The following is a 21,438-nucleotide window of genomic DNA, read 5'->3' as shown; positions in this document are numbered from 1 at the left end:
ATGAAAACCCTTGCAAATAAAGGACTTTTTAAATCTTTCAAACAATTGCGACTATTTACCATAGTTTGAACTGTGGCACGAGTTTAGGGTAGAATAGACATGTTGCATTATGAAAACGCTTAAGGGCATAGGAGGGGACAAAATGATTCGAGATTACAAACACGAACCATTTACGGATTTTTCAGTTAAAGAAAACAAGAAAGCTTTTGAGGAAGCTTTAGATCTTGTTAATTCTCAGCTAGGCAAAGAGTATCCTCTTGTCATTGGCGGAGAGCGCATCACAACAGATGAAAAGATTGTTTCTATCAATCCTGCCAATAAAACAGAAGTTATTGGTACGGTTTCTAAAGCAAATAAAGATTTGGCTGAACAAGCCATGCAAGCTGCGGTTTCCACTTTTGAAACATGGAAAAAGTGGTCTCCAGAATCACGTGCAGGCATTCTTTACCGCGCATCAGCCATCTTGCGCCGCCGCAAGCATGAATTCTCTGCTTATCTTGTAAAAGAAGGCGGAAAGCCATGGAAGGAAGCTGATGCAGATACTGCGGAAGCGATTGACTTCCTTGAATTCTATGCACGCCAGATGGAGCTTTTGAAAAATGGCGTACCGGTAAAAAGCCGTGAAGGCGAGATCAACCAGTTCAACTACATTCCACTGGGTGTGGGGATTGTGATCTCTCCATTCAACTTCCCGCTTGCCATCATGGCAGGTACAACAGTAGCTGCAATCGTAGGAGGAAACACTGTTCTTCTTAAGCCGGCTAACAACACACCGGTTGTTGCAGCGAAATTTGCAGAGGTTATGGAGCAAGCAGGACTTCCTGCAGGTGTCCTGAACTTCATCCCGGGAAGCGGAGCTGAAGTGGGCGACTATCTTGTTGACCATCCGAAAACTCGTTTCGTATCTTTCACAGGTTCTCGTGAAGTCGGCTGCCGCATTTATGAGCGCGCAGCAAAAGTACAGCCTGGCCAAATCTGGCTGAAGCGCGTCATCGCTGAAATGGGCGGAAAAGACACCATGGTCATCGACAACAATGTGGATACAGACATGGCAGCATCAGCAATCGTATACTCTGCATTTGGTTTCTCTGGACAAAAATGTTCTGCAGGTTCACGTGCGGTCGTTCACCAGGACGTATACGATGAAGTTCTTGAAAAAGCAGTTGCCCTGACCAGCAAACTAAGAATGGGTAACCCGGAAGATCTTGGCAACTACATGGGTCCTGTCATCGACCAGGCTGCTTTTGACAAAATCATGAGCTATATTGAAATCGGAAAAACAGAAGGAAGAATTGCAGCAGGCGGAGAAGGCGACGACTCTAAAGGCTTCTTCATTCAACCGACGATTGTAGCAGATGTTGAAGAGAAAGCACGTTTGATGCAGGAAGAAATCTTTGGCCCGGTTGTGGCTTTCTGCAAGGCGCGTGACTTTGACCACATGATGGAAATCGCAAACAACACAGAGTACGGCTTAACAGGCGCACTTGTTACGAATAACCGTGAGCACATTGAGCGTGCGAAGGAAGAGTTCCACGTTGGCAATCTTTACTTCAACCGAGGATGTACAGGCGCGATCGTTGGATACCAGCCGTTTGGCGGATTCAACATGTCTGGTACCGACTCCAAAGCGGGCGGTCCTGACTACCTTCTTCTTCACATGCAAGCTAAGACAACTTCAGAGTTGCTGTAACACAGAAAAATCCCCCTTTTGGCTTTGGCCGAAGGGGGTTTTTGTTTAGCTTTATGGATTACTGTGTACGCCGGCAGCTGACATCACAAAGCCCTTCCGGAGAACCGATTCAATATGCAGCCAGGGTGACAGCTTTTTCCGTACCCGGTAGATCAGAGAATTTAATTCATCCGTCCCTACATCAGGAACGCGGCCGTCAGTCCAGGCTCTTTCGCTCCAGACGTGCCGCTTCATTTCTTCCTTTGAAACAAACTGTCCGATAGAAGCGTAAAGGAGTTGAAAGCATTCAAATTCTTTATGAGAAAAATGAATGTCGGATTCCCTGATTCGCACCTTTTGCAGTATTTCAATCACTTCAATAAAATCAGCAGGAGGACGGCTGACAGGTGTAACAGGGTCATAATCGAGCGTCTCAAAGGAATTGGTCACCATGTACTTCATGGAGATCATACCGTTGACAAGTGTAATCTGGTCCCCGTGATTCAATGGATAGCTTTTGTTCGGACTGAGCGGAATGCCATTCAGGCAGGTTCCATGCTTGCTTCCAAGATCCATCAATTTGGGCGAAGAGCTTTCACATTCAATGACACAATGCTGTCTGGAGACGAGAGGAATATGAAAAGCGATGCCTGGAGCAGGATGTGCCCCGAACCGGCCGATGGATAATTTCCGTTTTAAATAGATAAATTCACTTTCGTAGGGCTGGCCCCGTTCAATCAATAAATGGCGCTTTTCCAAAACGTCCATTTTTTCACCTTCATTTAGTTGAATTTTCTGATTATTATTAGATAATTGTCAGTGTTGTTCCATTGATGAGTAGAGTAAGAAAGAATACCATCATTACCATAGCAGGAAAATTCAAGGAGTGAAAGGTAGGATGGTCATGAATAAAAAGAAAATGGGAAAAGCGTTGGTATGCGGAATGATGGCAGCGGGATTGCTCGCTGCACCAATTGTCACCGGAGCTCACGCTCAGGCTCCAAAAACAGAGTTTAACCATCATCAAAAAACCATTAAGAATGAAAGCGGGACAGTGACTCTCACCCAGATCAAGCCCCATGTGTGGGTACATACAACCATCGGAGAATTTAATGGAGTAGCTGTTCCATCCAATGGACTCCTTGTGGAAACATCAAAGGGTCTGTTGCTTGTGGACTCCTCATGGGATGATCCGAAAACCGCTGAACTGCTGGATACGATTGACCAGCATTTCAAAAAACCGATAAAGAATGCCATCATCACGCATTGGCACTCGGACCGGATGGGCGGGGTCAAAACGCTGAAGGAAAGAGGAATACGTGTCTATAGCACGGAGAAGACAGCGACACTCGGTATGCAAAATGGATATGAAGGTCCGGACCAGCTGCTCAATCCAGTTTTGACGGAATTGAAGTTTGGCAATGTAAAAGTGGAGACGTTCTATCCCGGAAAGGGGCACACCGAGGATAACATCACCGTTTATTTACCTCAGTATAAGCTCCTTGTCGGAGGCTGTCTCATCAAGGAACAGAAAGCGGAAGACCTCGGGAATACAGCGGATGGGGATGTACAGGCATGGCCAGTCTCCGTACAGCGCGTCATTGACCGTTATTCAAAAGCAAAAACCGTTGTACCGGGACATGGAGATGTCGGAGGGAAATCGCTTCTTTACCACACGATTGAGCTGCTCGAGGAAAACCAATAAAAGAAGGCAGGAACCTGTGCGGTTCCTGCCCTTCTTTCTGTATTGAATTAGAACCAAAGCGCATCAAGAGAGTAAGCACCTGCGCCTGTTAATGCCACACCAAGTGCGATGGCGATCAAAACAAGGTTATACTCATACCCGCCTGCAGTAGACCACAATCCGTTGGCACCATGAACTTTCACTATGGCGAACAGCATGGTGACAATAATGGCTGCAGCTCCAAGCCATGTGACAAGCCCTGCTGTGAACAACAGCCCGCCGCCGAATTCTGCAAGTGCGGCAAAAACAGCCATTGTATAGCCGGGTTTAACGCCAATGGACTCGAGCCAGCCGGCTGTTCCTTTCAAACCATGACCCCCAAACCAGCCAAACAATTTTTGTGCTCCGTGGCCGACGAACAACAGACCTACAACAATACGAATAATAAGAAGACCTAAATCTAACATAATGTTCAACACCCCTTATATAAAATTAGTTAATTACTTACTTTATGTTAGTATTATATAATGAGCTCTTACTTTTGTAAAGTACCTTTTAAAATATTTTATTCGGATGGTTTGTACCCTATTCCTGTATCCTGGTTATTTTTCAACATAAAAGCTGCATATCTGGAGAAAGTAGGAGTAAACGGTTTGAATTGGAGGACGTGCATCATGCCGGATAAGAAGAAAGAAGAGAAGCTGGATTCCCCCATTCTCGATGAAACCCTGCCGCATCAGGCAGATTCTCCATCTTTTAAAAATTCAGGTGTAAAAATGGAGGCTCCTTTCGTTAACGAGTATGGCGTTGTCATCGGAGACAGCCTGTACAACTCGGAAAACTCACCGCTCAACAACTGGAGTGAGGACACCGACCCGAGCACCATGGCTGGCGATCAGTGGGTGCATCCCACAAATGACATTGGCTGGAACACCGAGGAAAACCGGGAATTGATTGAAAAGAAGGTTAAGCCCAAGGGCGCTCCTTTTATGCATCCCAGTAAGGATGCAAGCTACAGGAAGGATTAATAGCAGATGACCGGCGATTTTGCCGGTCTTTTTTGCTTTAACGTAAAAAAACCCCCGCTTTGTTGCTCAGGGGCCTTGATGTTTGGTATCATCTATATATTGTGAAACGTACTGTTTTGGAGGTGGCAAGCTTGTCTCAAATTTCAAAAGATGAGGTAAAACACGTAGCGAATCTGGCTCGCCTTTCACTTAGTGAAGAGGAAGTGGACGTGTTCACGGAGCAGCTGGATGCGATTATCGGGTTTGCCGAGCAATTGAATGAACTGGATACAGAAAATATCGAACCAACAACCCACGTGCTGGAGCTTAGGAATGTGCTGCGCGAAGACCAGGCAAGAGAATCCGTTCCGCGTGAAGAAGCATTGAAGAATGCTCCTGACGAGCGCGATGGACAGTTTAAAGTACCGAAGACGTTTTAGAGTAGGAGGCAGCACATGTCATTATTAGAGAAGAAAGTCTCAGAACTGCACGACCTGTTACATAAGAAAGAAATCAATGTGACGGACCTGGTTGATGCATCGTTTGACCGAATTTCACAGGTGGAAGGCAAAGTCCAGGCGTTCCTCAGCCTGAATGAGGAGCACGCGCGCCGCATGGCAAAAGAATTGGACGATGTGCTCGCGGGATACCCGGGAGAGCGGATTCTGGCGGGACTTCCGATTGCCTTGAAAGATAACATTTCCACAAAAGGGATCCGCACCACAAGCGGAAGTAAGATCCTTGATAACTTTAACCCTATTTATGATGCCACGGTCGCCAACCGTCTATATGAAGCAGGGGCGATTACAATCGGAAAATTGAATATGGATGAATTTGCGATGGGGTCCTCCAACGAGAACTCAGGTTTTCATGTGACCAAAAACCCGTGGAATACCGATTATGTGCCTGGAGGATCAAGCGGTGGCTCAGCCGCATCCGTAGCAGCGAGCGAAGTGCTGTTTTCTTTAGGTTCGGATACCGGCGGATCCATTCGCCAGCCAGCCGCATACTGTGGCGTAGTTGGCCTGAAGCCTACGTACGGACTTGTTTCCCGCTTTGGCCTGATTGCGTTCGCGTCTTCTCTTGACCAGATCGGACCGATCACACGCACAGTTGAGGACAATGCCTATCTTTTACAGGCGATTGCCGGCCATGATGCGATGGATTCCACGTCAGCGAACGTTGAGATTCCTGATTATCTATCTTCCTTAACGGGAGACATCAAGGGCCTGCGCATTGCCGTGCCGAAGGAATATTTAGCAGAAGGCGTGGATCCCGAGGTAAAAGAAAAAGTGATGGAAGCCTTGAAGGTGCTTGAAGGACAGGGCGCTACCTGGGAGGAAGTATCCCTTCCGCATTCCAAGTACGCTTTGGCGACGTACTATCTGTTATCTTCATCTGAAGCATCCGCCAACCTTTCCCGTTTTGACGGCGTTCGTTACGGCGTACGCTCAGACAATGCGGAGAATCTTCTTGAGCTTTATAAAAACTCCAGAAGCGAAGGCTTTGGGGATGAAGTGAAGCGCCGTATTATGCTTGGGACGTTTGCGCTCAGCTCCGGTTACTATGATGCGTACTATAAAAAGGCGCAGAAGGTCCGCACGCTGATCAAGAACGATTTTGAACAAGTGTTTAATGACTTTGATGTAATCATCGGACCGACAACACCGACAACTGCTTTTAAAATTGGTGAAAAGACGGATGATCCGTTAACGATGTACGCCAACGATATTCTAACCATTCCTGTTAACCTGGCGGGTGTGCCAGCCATTTCCGTTCCTTGCGGATTCTCAAACGGCCTGCCGGTCGGATTGCAGATTATCGGAAAACACTTTGACGAATCCACGATTTACCGTGTGGCTTCGGTCTTTGAACAGGCAACGGAACACCATAAAGCGAAACCGCAATTGTAGGAGGTGCAGGGATGAGCAATTTTGAAACGATCATTGGATTAGAAGTCCACGTTGAACTGAAAACCAATTCTAAAATATTCTGCGGCTGCTCCACCGACTTTGGAGCACCGCCCAACAGCCAGACATGCCCGATCTGTCTTGGACATCCCGGAGTCCTTCCGGTATTGAACAAGCAGGCCGTGGAATTTTCCATGCGTGCGGCGATGGCGTTGAACTGTGAAATCAACCGCGAACAATATTTCGACCGTAAAAACTACTTTTATCCGGACAATCCGAAAGCTTACCAGATTTCCCAGCTGGACAAACCGATTGGTGAACACGGCTGGGTCGAAATCGAAGTGAACGGCGAAAAGAAAAAAATCGGCATAACACGCCTTCACTTGGAAGAGGATGCGGGGAAATTGACCCATGCGGCAGACGGATCGTCTCTTGTGGACTTGAACCGCCAGGGAACGCCTCTTATGGAGATCGTTTCCGAGCCGGACATCCGAACAGCGGAAGAAGCGTATGCTTATTTGGAAAAATTGAAAGCCATCATTCAATACACAGTTGTATCCGACTGTAAGATGGAAGAGGGATCGTTGCGCTGTGACGCCAACATCTCCATCCGTCCTGTCGGCCAGAAGGAATTCGGTACAAAAACCGAGCTGAAGAACCTGAACTCGTTTGCTTTTGTCCAAAAAGGAATCGAGTATGAGGAAAAGCGCCAGGAAGAGGAAATTCTGAACGGCGGCGAAATTCTTCAGGAAACACGCCGTTTTGATGAGAAATCAAACAAAACGATCCTTATGCGTGTTAAAGAAGGTTCCGACGATTACCGTTACTTCCCGGATCCGGACCTTGTGCAGCTCAGTGTGTCCGAAGAGTGGATCGAACGGGTGCGCGCCGAGATCCCTGAGCTTCCAGATGCCCGTAAGCAGCGCTATGTTTCTGAGTTCGGTCTTCCGGCTTATGATGCAGGTGTGCTGACCGCATCCATTAAGATGGCCGATTTCTTTGAAAAAGGTGTTCAGGAGAAAGCCGATCCAAAAATGCTTTCCAACTGGCTCATGGGCGAAGTGAGCGCCTACCTGAACAACGCGTCCAGAGAAATCGACGAAACGCCATTAACACCAGGTAACCTGGCAAAAATGATCAAGCTTATTGAAGACGGAACGATCTCTTCCAAGATCGCAAAGAAAGTCTTTAAGGAAATGATCGAAAATGGCGGAGATCCGGGAACGATCGTAAAAGAAAAAGGCCTTGTCCAGATTTCAGACGAAGGTGCGATCCGCGAGTTTGTAGTTGCTGTTCTTGACCGGAATCCGCAGTCCATCGAAGACTTCAAGAACGGAAAAGACAAAGCCATTGGATTCCTCGTCGGCCAGGTCATGAAAGAGACCAAAGGGAAAGCCAACCCACCATTGGTGAACAAACTGATTGCTGAAGAATTGAAAAATCGTTAATTTGTGGGCTGCCGGATTTAATTCGGCAGTTTTTTTTGCGGTAAAATGAGGTTGTTGCGGTGATAATTGAGCATAACTGATTTTTATTAAATAGTACCAAAAAATTTCTTTGTGTTTTCCTCCAGTTTGTGTTTATTGTAGAAAGCCTGTTGGGTTCTGGTCCGTTTTTTGATTTCCCCATGATAGGAATCCTACTGAAGTAAATAAATGCTTTTTTCGTCACTGCTACAATAATACCCAGTAAGTAAATATAGATGTCGGTTGTTTTTTCATAGGCTACCTCTTATGTAGTTTCGATTGAAGTATACTCTCTCCAGGAGTGCTTTGGGTGCCAATTCAATAATTTTTTTGCTTTACCATTCGATGAGAGGGCTTGATGTCCACTTAAATCAGCTCTTACATCTTTTGTGAGAGGATAATATTTTTTAACCAATTCTATAGACGTTTCAACCATACATGTGTCATCTGCCGTAATATTCATGGTAGAAAACCCTAAACCATCCGTTTCAATCGCTAATCTGCAGGCAACTGCTGCATCGCGCACATCAACATAGCTCCAGAGGAATTTATGTTTACTAGAATCTATACAAAGATACTCATAACCATGAGGAGGGACAGCAATGTGTGCAAAACGAAGGCATAGAATTTGATGTTTGTTCTCTCTGTAAAAAGTCTCTGCTGTGTTCTCCATAACGATTTTGGACAACCCATAGCATTCCTGGGGGAGCAAGGGGTGTTGTTCATCTATTGGAAAATAGTTTGGCGTGATCGTATGTTTAGCCCAGGCCCATCCATATATGGATTCACTTGAGGCACAAACCACTTTTGGAATGCGTAATCGAGCGGTTGCTTCAAGTATATTGAAAGTGGATAAAACATTGTTTTTGAAGACAACTTCGTTCGGATACCCTCCTGGGGAGTTGATGGCAGCTAAATGAATTACAGCATCAGCATTTTGTAATGCTCCATAAACTTCACCAAGATTGTTTAAGTCAACTATAATCGTCTTGCATTTTATACCTTCAGGCTGCTTCTGGTCGATATTAATTACTTCATACCCGCGGTCCATTAAATCCCTCAATACCCATCTCCCTAAGTTTCCGCTGCCTCCTGTTATGGCAACTCGCCTCATGCCACGCCTCCTCTCATGCTTCGTGATTAAGACTATTTATTGCGGCTCTCATATAACCTAATGCAAATGCCATACCTGCATGCCAGGGGGCATCGCAATCTGTAGATGGTGTATGGTCAGGAATAAGCACGCCTTGATAGTTGTGCTTTTTTAACAATTTCAGTGCTTTAATCATATCAATATCACCTTCATCCAAAAATACCTCTTCATATTGGGGAACTTTTCCTCTTACATTCCGAAAGTGGATATACCCAATTTTATTTGCATATTGTTCAATGGTGTCGTAAAGGTCGCCCTCTGTCATCTCTTGAATAGTACCCAGACAAAATTCAAGGCGGTTGTTTGGACTGGGGACAATATCTAGTAACTTTTGATAAAGCGAGGGTTTATAGACCAATCTTGCATGCCCCCTCAGAGTTTCCAGTGGAGGATCGTCAGGATGAGCGGCCATAATGACTCCGGCATCCTCCGCTACAGGTAACAATTCACTTAAAAAGTATTCCAGACGTTGCCACAATTGCTTATGAGTAATCGGCGGAAACTCACCTGCTTCTGCTAGCTGATCATAGGATATGTTCCAAATAGTTCCATTTGGGATTGGGGTTTCTTGTGGAGTATGAAAAACGGCAGTTTTTGCTTTTCCACGAGCAACATTTTTTTCGGTCAGTCCCCAGACGCCTGCAATGCTGAAGTTATACCCTAGAATTGGAATCCCAACCTCCCCCATGCTTTGAATAATCTTTTTTAAATACTCTAGCTGTTCCTGCTTTTTTGGACCATCCAAAAGGACATCATGCCAATGGGCGGGACAAAAGTTTTCTATCGCGTGAAATTCGAGACCTTCTTCATTCATTTCACTTTTAAGCTTTTTAAGATTTTCGTAGGAATACATTTTCCGATGCAATTCCAGATCCATTGGATGTGTATGGTAATCTGTTAAGTGGGCTACCACATGTGTAGCACCCATTTGCCTGGCAAAGCGGAAATTCTGCTTTGTTAGCAATTTTTGATGAAACCCCAGTCCTATTTTCAAAATAGTGCCTCCTAATTTCATCCTAGTGATCAGATAAATAATTTACGGTGTTTCGATGAACAATACTGGTACTCAACATTACCTGAACGGTACGTCTGTTTTCTTCCTGTAAACGTTTTAACAAAAGCTCGACGGCAGTTTTGCCGATCCCATTTTTGTCAACATCAACAGTAGTAAGTTCGTTCCATTTAGCCTTAGCGATATTATCAAAGCCGATTAACGAAAAATCTTCAGGGCATTTATAGTCATGTTCTTCTGCTGTTTTTAAGCAGTTTAATGCAATCGGATCATTTGCTGCGACCAGTCCAGGGTTAGAATCTTTTGAAAGGTATTTAATTAGCTCTTCTTCAAAACCCTCTGATACATAATCTCCGCCAATTCCTGTGAGAATCTGACTGGAAACCGTATTTGGATGCAAATTATTCCATTCTGTAATAGCCGCCTGATATCCTCGTAATCTTTCAGAAAAACTCCATGAGAAGGACTGATCTCCAACAAACGCCAGCCTTTTAAAGCCATTATTCAACATAAGTTTGGTTGCTTCATACGTTCCACCAAAATTTTGGGTTAATACATGATCAAATTGGGAGGACATGTTTAAGGAGTCTACCAAAATAATAGGAGTCCCGTACATTTGAACCCCAGAAACAACAGACGAAGGGATATTTCCAAGAATCAATGCACCATCTACTTTTCTATTTTCTATACAAGTGGGTAATTGGCCAACAGAAGATTCCTCAAGATCGATGGTTGAAACAATCATACTGTAGCCATATCGTTGCAGTTCAATTTCAATTCCTTGCAATACAATTCCCCAGTATTCCAGATCTTCATGAAATTTTCTGGGCAGCAGCACGGCAACATTATCAGTTTGAGACAGGGATACAGTTTGTTTAGCAGGTGTTAAGCTGTAACCCAATTCCATTGCAACCACTCTTATTTTCTCTTTGGTTTTTGCACTTACTCCTGGTTTATTGGATAGGGCTTTTGATACCAAAGCTTTTGAAACATTTAATTTGTTAGCGATATCTTGCATAGTAATTGTATCTTTCATCTTCATCCTCCCAAAATTTCTCAGAAAAAAGGTAACGTTGCAACCATCATAAATTGTTTCTAAACAAATATCAACTTTTTTCAAAAAATTTAAACAAGTTGATATTATATATTTGTCATAAAAATCTTTATTTATAAGGGATTTTTTGTGCTTGAAAGACTAGTTAACTATTTTTTTATTGTAGTTTTAACGAAAAAAATTAACCTGTTAACAAAAAAATATTAACAAATTTTCAGAAAATTATTGACATCTTTATAAAGAGTTGATTATGATTTTGCATGAAAGCGTTTTAATAAAAAGGAGGTATGGTTGTGAAGAAGGCGGGGTTTATCTTATTTCTAGTGTTAATTTTAGTTATTACGGGTTGCCAGCAGAGTTCAAAAACGAATGGGAGCAGCAAAAAACAAAAAGAGCTCAGGATTATTAACTACAGGGTAGAAGACAAGGCGTACTATGATGAATTGAATAAAAAATTCCAGGAGAAGTATCCAGATATCAAGATTAAATATGATTCGGTCCCTACAAAGGATTACCAAGTTTTGTTTAATTCCAGGACTGCTGCAGGTGAAGTTGATCTTGTTGCCGGTGCAAAGGATTACATCCGAACAGAAAAATCACGGGATATGTTCATGGATTTAACTGGAAAACCAGTTCTTTCAAAATATAAAAAAGAGGCCTTAAAGTTAGAAGAAGTAAAAGGAAAGAATTATCTGGTTCCATGGAATAACGTTGCAATGGTGACTTTCTACAACAAGAAAATATTGAAGGAACTAAATATTGAGATGCCTAAAACGTGGGACGAGTTTAAGTCAGCTGCCCAAAAAGCTAAGAAGAAAGGGTATATGCCCGTTGTGTTTGGAGGTAAAGACCAATGGCCGATCGCAATGCCGGTCAATGAGCTTGAAGCCACCATGGTAAGAAGCAAAGACTCTAAGTTTAATGACAAGTTAAGAGATGGCGAGACTAAATTTACTGATCCGGTATGGGTCGATATGCTATCTAGATTAAAAGAATTAGGTTCTTTGTTTCAACAAAATAGTGCCGGCTTAGCTTATGGACAAGCGCCGGGTATTTTTGCACAAGGAAAAGCTGCTTTTATGGTAGATGGTTCTTGGAGTGCCAGCCAGATCACAGCAGCTAATCCTAAATTGGACTATGGTGTAATGAACTTGCCCGGATCAAACAATGCTGACGACAATAAAAATTTGGGGGTAAAAAGCGGAGGAGGATGGATGGTTACCAAAGACTCACCAAATAAAGACGCTGCTATGAAGTACTTAGATTTTATTTCGGAAAAAGAGAATTACGAAAAATATATTAATTTTACAAAATCAATTCCGGTAATGGACGGTGTAAAAGTAGGCAAGGAAATTTCAATGGTGGAGGAATTAGTAAACGCTAACAATGTTATTCCAGTTTGGGAATCCACCTTTATTCCAGGTGCGAAATATGATTTTGTCAATCTCGGTATGAAGCTGATTTCTAACAACATTACCCCAGAAAAGGCTGCAGAGCAAATGCAAAAGGACTTAGAAGGCAGCAAAAAATACTGGAAGGAATAGTTTTTGGGGAGAAGGGAGGCTGGTTCTCAGACTCCCTTCTATAAAAAGGAGTGGTTTAGTTTGAACAGAGGAGCAAGCAATATTTGGCCGTGGTTATTATTGATGCCCGCTCTTATTTTGTTTTCTTTATTCGTTTTATTTCCAACGATCGGAAATGTTTATTTTTCACTAACAGACTATGCCGGAAACATCCATAATTTTGATTTTGTAGGATTGGAAAATTATAAAAGAGCTTTTACCGCTGATTATGATGGCGTATGGAATGCAATTAAAATCACTTTAATCTTCTGTATTACGGTTACCATTTTACAAAATGCAATATCGATTGTTCTTGCGGTCTTGGTTAACCAAAAACTAAAGTTAAGCAGTTTTTACCGTTCTACGATATTCATGCCAAACATCCTTGGAATTCTAGTTGTTGGTCTTATATGGACATTGGTATTTGACCCCTTTTCGGGCCCGGTTTCCCAGCTTCTAAATCACTTCAAAATCAATTCTGCTTTATTAGGTGATTCCAAAATAGCTCTTGCTCTGGTGATTTTTGTGCAGGTTTGGGCGCATATGGGCTACTCGATGGTTTTATATCTGGCTGGATTACAGAGTATCCCCAAAGAACTTTATGAAGCTGCCTATATCGATGGAGCGTCAGGGTGGAAATCATTTCGCCATGTAACTCTTCCGCTTTTGCAATCCATGGTGACTATAAATATCATTCTAATGATTATCGGCACGCTGGGCACGTTTGACATCATTTTTGTACTAACCAACGGGGGTCCAAATGAGTCTACCATGACACTCGGCATGTACATATTTACAAAGATTTTCTCTGGAGGATCAAGCCAAGGGTATGCTTCAGCGCTTGCAATGGTACAGTTCGTTATTATCTTTTGTGTAGTGTTCATTGCCCAATTCTATTCCCGCAGAAGGGAGACTGAGTTTTAATGAAAAGATTCTTGTCTAAGAGCCTTTTGCCAAATGCGGTACTGCTGGCTGTTGCATTAATTATGCTGATCCCTATGCTGCAGATTGTCAATGTGGCGTTAAAGTCCAATGCGGAATTTCTTGCAAACCCAATATCTATTGTAAAAAAACCTCAATGGAGTAATTTCATTGAAGCTTGGACCAGCGCGGAAATGAGCATATATTTCTTTAACAGTTTTATCTACACATTTTTTGTGGCAGCGGGTGTTTGTATTGTTGCAACTCTTGCAGCTTATCCTATTGCCAGAAAGCATGTAAAAGGATCCAACTTTCTCTATATGCTTTTTCTTTCTGCTTTGTTCCTGCCGGCAGGATTAGTACCGTTGCTCTTTATCATGAAGTACTTGAACCTGATGAATACGTATCACGGGTTTATATTAATGAAAATCGGTGGTGGCCTTTCCGTAGCCGTGTTTATCTTTACCGCTTTTATTAAAGGGATTCCTAAAGAACTGGATGAAGCAGCGGCCATCGATGGATGTGGGTATCTAAGATATGTACTTACTATCTTATTGCCATTAATGAAACCAGCCATTATGACCGTAGGTATGCTATCAGCTATTGGCACATGGAACGATTTTATTAGTCCGTATGTGTTCCTTATTGATAAAGAACTGCGTCCGCTTACTTCCGGATTATATATGTTCATGGGGGAATACACAGTCAATTGGCCAATTTTGGCTTCCGGTATATTAATTATTGCAGCTCCACTTCTCATTGCTTTTATTTTTTTGCAAAAGTTTATCGTATCCGGTATTACCGCCGGTTCCATAAAGGGTTAAACATAGTACACATTTGAAAGGATGAATGGAATTGCTATTAACAAAACATGCTCAAAACCCAATTTTAAAACCTAATCCTGACAACGACTGGGAAAGCTTGGTTGTCTGTAATCCAGGTGCTTATTATAAAGATGGGACATTCTATTTATTGTACAGAGCTGCAGGTGATGATAAAGACCACTACATTTATTTAGGACTGGCAGAAAGCAACGACGGCGTAAATTTCACGAGATCATCAAGTCAGCCGGTATTGAGTCCTAGTTCAGATGGGCCTGATCAGGGATGCGTGGAAGATCCCAGGATCGTGGAATTTGATGATACGTACTATATAACGTATGCGTACCGTCCATATCCTCCAGGAAGGTACTGGGACTTTGGGCCAGATGAGGTCCAAACCAATAACCTTCCAGAAAGCGCACCTTATCATTTGAAACACAACGTAACCAATACGGGGTTACTGATGTCTGATGATTTAAAGTCGTATAAACGGCTGGGAAGATTGACTGAACCTAGTCTGGATGACCGAGATGTTATCTTATTCCCCGAAAAAATTAATGGCAAATACTACATGCTGCAACGGCCGAAGGAATGGATTGGAGAGGATTATGGATGCGATTATCCGAGCATCTGGATTACGTCTTCAGATGATTTGCTTCAATGGGATGAAGAAAGAAAACTGCTGGCAAAAGGGGAGGTTGAATGGGAGCTGAAAATTGGCGGCAGTACTCCACCTCTTAAAACAGAGGAGGGCTGGTTGACACTCTATCACGGTGTAGATGATAAAGGAGTTTATCGGGTAGGAGCTTTATTACTCGATTTAAATGATCCTACAAAAATTATTGCACGTCCGCCAAACTACATCATGGAACCTGAACATGAGTATGAATGGGAAGGGTTTTATAAAGGGTGTGTTTTTCCTACAGGCAACGTTATCGTGGATGATACTTTGTATGTTTACTACGGAGGTGCCGATAAGTACTGCTGCCTTGCTACCTGTTCTGTAACCGAATTACTTTCCTTTATAAAAAAGTACCCGGTGAAGGCATAAAGAGGTCATCATGGAGGAAATAGGATGATTGAACTTAATGTTTGGACAAGCTTGGAACAAAAAGTTGAGAGAATGATAGAACAGCTCGGGTGTAAATGCCCGGGCTCTGCAAATGAAAAGGGGTAGCCGGCATATCAATGTATCACTGATTTATGGAGATTACTTTTATGTTGAAGCGTTAGCCAAGATAAATGGATGGAATCAGAAAGTGTATTAATATCATTACGGGTAGAAGGGAGGCAAAAAACGTATTTATATCTCTACCATCACAACAAAGATAAACAAAAAAGAAGAAGAATGCCTAACAAACTACCATTTTGTAGAAGGAGGATATCGTTATGACAAAAAAGGCTATTTTTAGTTTGTTTCTTTTAGTGATTTTGGTAAGTGCAAGTGTAAATACGTTAACAGAGGCTGCTCCCGGTTCAAGGAAAGTATTTAAAGCACAGAAGGATTCTAATGCCCAACCGGATACAACAACAGTGTTGGTGGATACGAACTCCACAATTGAATCTGATTATTTAGGAGTTGGTGTCCAGTGGGACAACTCAGATTCCTATGATTTCACAAATAAGCAATGGAAAATGATTTATGACCGGGTTTCCAATATGAATACGAAATTTGTCCGGACGATGCTCGAAGCAACAGATTATTTTCAAGGATATGATAAAAAGGGCAAGCCTATCTATAATTGGAATACGCCCGATATGAAGAGATTGTACAAGATACTCGATTATTGCCAGAAGCATAACGTAACTGTCATTATTGGCGAATGGGCAAAGCCGTATCAAGGGAAAGATGGTGATCCTGTGATCTCGGCCTCGGATGATCCTCGCTGGGCAGCAATCATTGGTGATTTTCTTCACGAAATGGTGAAGAAAAGAGGGTATGACGTTATCAAATACTATAACTATATCAACGAGCCTAACGGCAGCTGGGGCATTGGAGAAAGCGGAGACCGATTTCAAATCTGGAAACGCGGAGTCACCAATTTGCATCATATACTGATTGAGAAACATTTGGAGAAAAAGATAAAAATTGTAGGACCTGACTCTACAGGCCAGGATGAATGGGTCGACTATACAGTGGATCAATTATCCCCCATAGTAGATACGTATGACATTCACCGGTACGCAACGGATAAGGATGTTCTTGAAGGCAATATTGAATCGGTTGCACAATCTAAGCGAAACTATATTTTGGACCATGATCCAAAAGGATCTAAGAAAGATTTTTTTATGGGCGAAGCAGGTTTGATCGATGGGAAAAACGAGCATGACCAGCAAAAGAGAATTGGTTCCTATGAATACGGTGTACTTATGTCAGATTATATACTGCAAACCATAAGAGGAGGACAGGCTGGAGCCATACTTTGGATGCTCGATGATGCTATGCACAATGCCCCAGGATCAACAGAGGAAAGACCTTTATTGAAGGAATGGGGGTTCTGGAATACTGTTGGCTCGAAGGAAGAACAAAAATTAAGGCCTTGGTATTATTCCATGTCTCTACTGACACGATATTTTCCTCAAAGCAGCAAGACGGTTTATGCAAGTGAAACAGGTATAGAACAAGTTAGAGCAGCTGCAGCCATTAAACCAGTTAAGAATCAAAAGAAAAAAGGAAATACCTCTCAATCTGACTTGTCTGTGGCGCTTGTAAACAACAGCGACGAGGAAAGAAAGATGAATATTATCGTTCCCGGTGTCGCTGGCCATTCAGATTTAAATAAGTTCGTTTATACCGAAAAGGAACGTCCTGTTGATCGAAAAGGATATGCTGTTCCAAAAGAAAAACTAAAAAATGTATCACTGGAAAAAGGTCTGAAGATGACATTACCAGCTAAAAGTATGATAGTTCTTACCACGATGGACAGCAAGTCAAAAGTAAAACTGTCTAAAGACGGAAATAACCTTGCTATAAACAAAAATGTACAAGCCAGTTCTACAGAATATCCAACAATAAAACCGGAAAAGCATATTACCGATGGTGATAACCCGTCTGAATGGATATCACGCCGTGATTTAAAACAAAGCGTTAAATTGGATTTGGGTTCAATTAGAAAACTGAACCGGGTGAAATTGAACTGGGGAACATCTTACGCAAAGGCATACTCCATAGAAGTATCATCCAATGGCGAAAAGTGGTCCGGAGTATATCAAACCTATGGGAATGAGAAACAGCTCAACGACGTGGTATTTTCTCCGGTAAAAGCTAGATATATTCGGGTGACGGGAAAAGCCAAGTCATCAGAATATGGTTACTCGTTAAGAGAGGCCGAAGTATATAATGTTAAAAATGCACCCCTATCTGAACTTCCACCACCGCCTCCGACTTCAATAGAAGATCCGCTTAATGATTGGTCCAAGGCTATCATGCATTCTGAGTTCGTTTTTGATAATACGAACGCCGATGTCATCTTTGAAGGGGACACTTCCCGCCTTAAGAGACAGGATACGTCCACCCAGTCGGTTGTTTACCATGTTGAAAATATAAGTAGCTACGCACTCAGAGTCTATTTTGAGGAAAATCTGGACGGGATTCTAAATATTTACACATCCACCGATTTATCAGAATGGTCAAAGAGTGACTGGAAGATGGACCAGCCAGTGACGACCAAGGATGATTGGAAACGGACCGTTCTTAAACCATCTGGAACGATTCCCGAGGGAACAAACTATATGAAAATTGAAGTCACCGGAGGAACAATTCCTTGGGCACCTCAGATCTCAGAAGTGAAAATTAATTAGGCATAATGGCAAAGCAGCTCCCTTACACCTTAAGATCCATGGCAGGGAGCTGTACTTATGGAATTAAACAAAAAAAGAGTCTAATGAGGAGGAAAAAAGGTGAAACCAAGCTGGATACTTTGTTGGGCCGCCATTCTTTATCTGTTTTGTTCTACAGCCATCACTGCACGAGCTGAATCGGGAGACACCGCTGATTTTGAACGACTTCGCGATAAGTGGATCGTTTCTTTAACTGGAGGGAAGTCTTTTGACCCTGCGGACACGGATATCAATAAAAGGGTTGAGCGAATAACAGAGAAAGGGCAGAAAGCATGGAATTCGATGAATAAGGATCTCGATCGAACGTGCCTGTTTTCCGACTATCCAAGTTCTGTTCCCAACCAAAATATTACTGAGAGTTATGGCTATTTAAAAGATATGGCCCTTGCTTATTCAACGACGGGCTCTTCTTTGTACCAAAATGAAACACTTAAAGCAGATATTCTTGACGGTTTAGAGTGGCTCAACAAAAATTGGTATTATGAAGGGCTGGAAAAGAAGCCCCAGTCCCCAAGTAATAACTGGTTTGCTTGGGAATTGGGTGTTCCCCTGAATTTAACCGATGTACTGGGTTTAATGTATAAAGAAGTAAGCCATGAACAGATGGAAAGTAATTTAAAAGCCATCGACTATTTTTTGCCTGACCCTAAAAGGCTTGGAACTAGTGTGGGATGGAACCTTCCTTCAACAGGAGCAAATTTGGCCTGGGCCTCTACAGCTGTAGGAAAGAGAGGGATCTTAGGACAAAATAGCGATAAAATAAAGCTGGCCACTACTTCACTGGTTCCGCTCTTTCAATATGCAACCAATGGAGCGGATGGTTTTTATAGAGATGGATCCGTCCTTTTTCATGGTGGTTTTCCATATTCTACTGGATATGGATGGTCAAACCTGATTGAGCCTGCAAAAGCAATATCTCTTTATGAGGGTTCACCTTGGGCTATTAACCATCCGGATAAACAAAATTTAATTCAATGGGTCTTGAATTCCTATGAACCTCTTATTTACAAAAATCGAATTTTTGATAACCTGGATGGCCGTGAAATTACGAGAGAGTCAAATTCCGATAAGGCCGACCCGCTGCTTTCGGCTATATTAAACCTCCTTCCTTCAGCTGCTCCAGAACAGTCAGATCATCTAAAGAGCCTGGTACAATATTTGGTGGTGAATGACCCCACATTTGATTTTTACACGAGAGCGACCCTTCCCGAAATAGTGCAATTAAAGAATATTGTTAAAGATACATCGATCATGGCAAGAGGGCCATTGAACCTTTATCAACAATTTCCGTATATGGACCGAAACGTGATGCAGCGAAAGGATTATATGTTTGGAGTGTCTATGTTTTCATCCAGAACAGGCAATTATGAAAGCATTAACTTTGAAAATCTAGTTGGATGGCATACAGCAGACGGGCGCACCACTCTTTATAATAACGACCTGACTCAATTTTCAGATGGTTATTGGCCGACAGTTGATGCATCCCGGCTTCCGGGTATTACTGCTGAAAAGCATGTAAAGGAAGACGTGATTTCACCCCAGGTAGGTGAAGTTAATATTGTTGGGGCTTCCGAGTTACATGATCCGCTTAAAGATTTTTCAAATATCTTTTATAAATCGCCAATGTGGAAAATAGAGAATACCAACGCGAACCGGTTTAAAGGGGATGAGAACCGATTAACCCGGACACAAAATTCTTATGAGTATGTCATTTATAAGGTAGATAAGACTCAGGGATTTGACATTACGACGTATTTCTCTAATAAAAGTAATCTCAGCAGGTTAGAGATATACACATCAACAGATAACAACAGCTATGCCAAGATTCAAACAAACAGTAATCCTGTTCAAGTCCACAAAAATTGGTATGAAGCGCACATCACCCCAGCTAAGGACTTACCCACAGATACCAATTATATTAAAATTCAACTCATTCCGAGTGTAACATCCGGTTTAGGGAACCAGGACTGGGTCGGCGGAGTAGATATGGAAAATAAATACGGTGTAACAGGTATGCAGCTTCATACACATGGCCAATCCTTAATGGCAAAAAAGTCATGGTTTATGTTCGATAATGAAGTGGTTGCGTTAGGATCGGATATATCTGCAAACGATGGGAGAAAGGTTGAAACCATAGTAGAGAACCGGAAAGTGGCGGACAGCAAACATCAAAAACTTATTGTAGATGGTCTATCCCTATCTTTGAATAAACCTTGGAAGGGGAAGGTGCATTCCAGAAAATGGGCTCACCTGAAAGGAGCAGTCGATTCATCGGATATCGGCTATATGTTCCCTGATAGAGCAGATTTAGAATTGAAGAACGAGGATCGAACAGGAAGCTGGAGCCAGATTACCGGGACAGGTTCTTCTAATCCAATTACAAGGAAATACGTATCAATTGGGTTAAACCATGGCACCGATCCTGTTAACGGCAAGTATTCGTATATCTTGCTTCCCAATTTTTCTCTTGGTAAAACTGCATACTATTCCAAACGGCCGGATATCAAAATCCTGGAGCAATCCCCAAAAATTCATGCTGTAAAAGAAAAGAAACTGAACCTAATAGGTGCAAATTTTTGGGAAGATGGACAACAAACCCTAAAATTAAATGGGAAAGACTTTTTATCGGTAGACAAAAAAACCTCTGTGATGACAAAAGAAACAAAGAAAGATATCAGTCTGTCACTGACGGATCCCACATGGAAAAACAAAAAAGGTGGAATCCTTGAAGATGATGCACAAAGTTTTAATAATATCTATTCCCGATCGGAGGATTGGATGCTGGAAACCGGCGGCGGATATAAACGTCGATCGTCTACAAGCACACAACACTTGGTGTACCAGATGGACAATATTCAGAATTTTGAAGCCACCCTCCGATACAATTACACCAGTGATAATAATGAGGATGTTTTAAAACGTGCAAAATTTTACGTATCTAAAGATAATAAGGCATATACCGAAGTGAGCATGAGATTTAAAGAACCTCATACGCCAATTGATGCAGGGGGACTTGGAAGTTCAGCTGTTGTTATCTCAGATTCAGCGATTCCTGAAGGAAACCATTTCTTGAAGGTAGAATTTGTTGGTGGAACCGACAAACAGGTCTGGTCTCCACAGTTGCGGCACATGAAAATCATCGGAAAAGAAACAGGAGACGGTTATATAAATGTAGAGCTCAACCGCCAGGCAAAAAAAGTACTGTCCAAAGACATCAGAGTAGAAGTGCTCCAGCTTTCACCTACGATTAAATTAAAGGTGGATGTTGACGCTCTAGAGGGACGTGCAGTTAAAACGAAATTGGGTTATTAAATTGTATAGCGGACCTTCGTTAATCAG

17 protein-coding genes are annotated in these 21,438 nt (G+C 42.4%); 12 read left to right on the top strand and 5 right to left on the bottom strand.

Annotated features, from left to right (window positions below):
• The first annotated feature begins 142 nt into the window (after positions 1-142).
• Positions 143-1,690 (top strand): L-glutamate gamma-semialdehyde dehydrogenase, encoded by a 1,548-nt coding sequence (pruA, locus tag QYB97_RS11915; protein WP_301166227.1) that lies wholly within the window; start codon positions 143-145, stop codon positions 1,688-1,690.
• Between the two features lie 51 nt (positions 1,691-1,741).
• Here the strand turns inward: pruA and QYB97_RS11910 are convergent, their stop codons facing one another.
• Positions 1,742-2,437, bottom strand: a complete 696-nt coding sequence (locus tag QYB97_RS11910; RefSeq protein ID WP_301166226.1) for an FHA domain-containing protein — start codon at positions 2,435-2,437, stop codon at positions 1,742-1,744.
• 151 nt (positions 2,438-2,588) lie between these two features.
• Here QYB97_RS11910 and bla point away from each other — a divergent pair, with 151 nt between their 5' ends.
• The gene (gene bla / locus QYB97_RS11905; protein WP_425589797.1) at positions 2,589-3,374 is read left to right on the top strand and encodes a subclass B1 metallo-beta-lactamase; all 786 of its coding nucleotides are present in this window, start codon (positions 2,589-2,591) and stop codon (positions 3,372-3,374) included.
• A 47-nt stretch (positions 3,375-3,421) separates the two neighbouring features.
• On the opposite strand, the gene QYB97_RS11900 is transcribed toward bla, so the two are convergent.
• A complete protein-coding gene (locus tag QYB97_RS11900) occupies positions 3,422-3,820 on the bottom strand; it encodes a DoxX family protein (RefSeq protein WP_301166224.1) in 399 nt (132 codons plus the stop codon).
• 207 nt (positions 3,821-4,027) lie between these two features.
• On the opposite strand from QYB97_RS11900, the gene QYB97_RS11895 reads away from it, so the two are divergent.
• The 4 genes from QYB97_RS11895 to gatB all read left to right on the top strand — a co-directional run bounded on the left by QYB97_RS11895 (position 4,028) and on the right by gatB (position 7,718).
• On the top strand, positions 4,028-4,381 hold the full coding sequence (locus QYB97_RS11895; RefSeq protein ID WP_301166265.1) for a DUF3905 domain-containing protein: 354 nt from the start codon (positions 4,028-4,030) through the stop codon (positions 4,379-4,381).
• A 131-nt stretch (positions 4,382-4,512) separates the two neighbouring features.
• The gene (gene gatC, locus QYB97_RS11890) at positions 4,513-4,800 is read left to right on the top strand and encodes an Asp-tRNA(Asn)/Glu-tRNA(Gln) amidotransferase subunit GatC (protein WP_301166223.1); all 288 of its coding nucleotides are present in this window, start codon (positions 4,513-4,515) and stop codon (positions 4,798-4,800) included.
• 15 nt (positions 4,801-4,815) lie between these two features.
• On the top strand, positions 4,816-6,273 hold the full coding sequence (gene gatA, locus QYB97_RS11885) for an Asp-tRNA(Asn)/Glu-tRNA(Gln) amidotransferase subunit GatA (RefSeq protein ID WP_301166222.1): 1,458 nt from the start codon (positions 4,816-4,818) through the stop codon (positions 6,271-6,273).
• An 11-nt stretch (positions 6,274-6,284) separates the two neighbouring features.
• Positions 6,285-7,718 carry an Asp-tRNA(Asn)/Glu-tRNA(Gln) amidotransferase subunit GatB gene (gene gatB / locus QYB97_RS11880; protein WP_301166221.1) on the top strand — a complete coding sequence of 478 codons (1,434 nt, stop codon included), beginning with the start codon at positions 6,285-6,287 and terminating at the stop codon, positions 7,716-7,718.
• Between the two features lie 283 nt (positions 7,719-8,001).
• Here gatB and QYB97_RS11875 read toward each other — a convergent pair whose 3' ends face one another.
• From QYB97_RS11875 to QYB97_RS11865, 3 genes are read right to left on the bottom strand one after another with little or no spacing between them, the layout of a single operon-like run.
• Complete coding sequence (locus QYB97_RS11875) at positions 8,002-8,850, bottom strand: NAD-dependent epimerase/dehydratase family protein (protein WP_301166220.1); 849 nt, start codon at positions 8,848-8,850, stop codon at positions 8,002-8,004.
• 13 nt (positions 8,851-8,863) lie between these two features.
• Positions 8,864-9,883, bottom strand: a complete 1,020-nt coding sequence (locus QYB97_RS11870) for a mannonate dehydratase (protein WP_301166219.1) — start codon at positions 9,881-9,883, stop codon at positions 8,864-8,866.
• Positions 9,884-9,905: 22 nt separating this feature from the next.
• Complete coding sequence (locus tag QYB97_RS11865; RefSeq protein WP_301166218.1) at positions 9,906-10,937, bottom strand: LacI family DNA-binding transcriptional regulator; 1,032 nt, start codon at positions 10,935-10,937, stop codon at positions 9,906-9,908.
• Positions 10,938-11,248: 311 nt separating this feature from the next.
• On the opposite strand from QYB97_RS11865, the gene QYB97_RS11860 reads away from it, so the two are divergent.
• The 6 genes from QYB97_RS11860 (at position 11,249) to QYB97_RS11835 (ending at position 21,411) form a co-directional block, all read left to right on the top strand.
• Positions 11,249-12,499 (top strand): ABC transporter substrate-binding protein, encoded by a 1,251-nt coding sequence (locus QYB97_RS11860; RefSeq protein ID WP_301166217.1) that lies wholly within the window; start codon positions 11,249-11,251, stop codon positions 12,497-12,499.
• Between the two features lie 60 nt (positions 12,500-12,559).
• Positions 12,560-13,441: a carbohydrate ABC transporter permease gene (locus QYB97_RS11855; protein WP_301166216.1), complete on the top strand. Its 882-nt coding sequence runs from the start codon at positions 12,560-12,562 to the stop codon at positions 13,439-13,441.
• Positions 13,441-14,262: a carbohydrate ABC transporter permease gene (locus QYB97_RS11850; RefSeq protein WP_301166215.1), complete on the top strand. Its 822-nt coding sequence runs from the start codon at positions 13,441-13,443 to the stop codon at positions 14,260-14,262. Before QYB97_RS11855 ends, QYB97_RS11850 begins: the two co-directional genes overlap by 1 nt.
• Before the next feature lie 31 nt (positions 14,263-14,293).
• Positions 14,294-15,310, top strand: a complete 1,017-nt coding sequence (locus QYB97_RS11845; protein ID WP_301166214.1) for a glycoside hydrolase family 130 protein — start codon at positions 14,294-14,296, stop codon at positions 15,308-15,310.
• A gap of 338 nt (positions 15,311-15,648) precedes the next feature.
• Positions 15,649-18,060, top strand: a complete 2,412-nt coding sequence (locus QYB97_RS11840; protein ID WP_301166213.1) for a discoidin domain-containing protein — start codon at positions 15,649-15,651, stop codon at positions 18,058-18,060.
• A gap of 99 nt (positions 18,061-18,159) precedes the next feature.
• Positions 18,160-21,411 carry a polysaccharide lyase 8 family protein gene (locus QYB97_RS11835; RefSeq protein WP_301166212.1) on the top strand — a complete coding sequence of 1,084 codons (3,252 nt, stop codon included), beginning with the start codon at positions 18,160-18,162 and terminating at the stop codon, positions 21,409-21,411.
• The last annotated feature ends 27 nt before the right edge of the window (positions 21,412-21,438 follow it).

Source organism: Fictibacillus fluitans (genome assembly GCF_030418125.1).
Taxonomy (GTDB): domain Bacteria; phylum Bacillota; class Bacilli; order Bacillales; family Fictibacillaceae; genus Fictibacillus_C; species Fictibacillus_C fluitans.
This window is presented reverse-complemented; position numbering and strand designations above follow the sequence as displayed.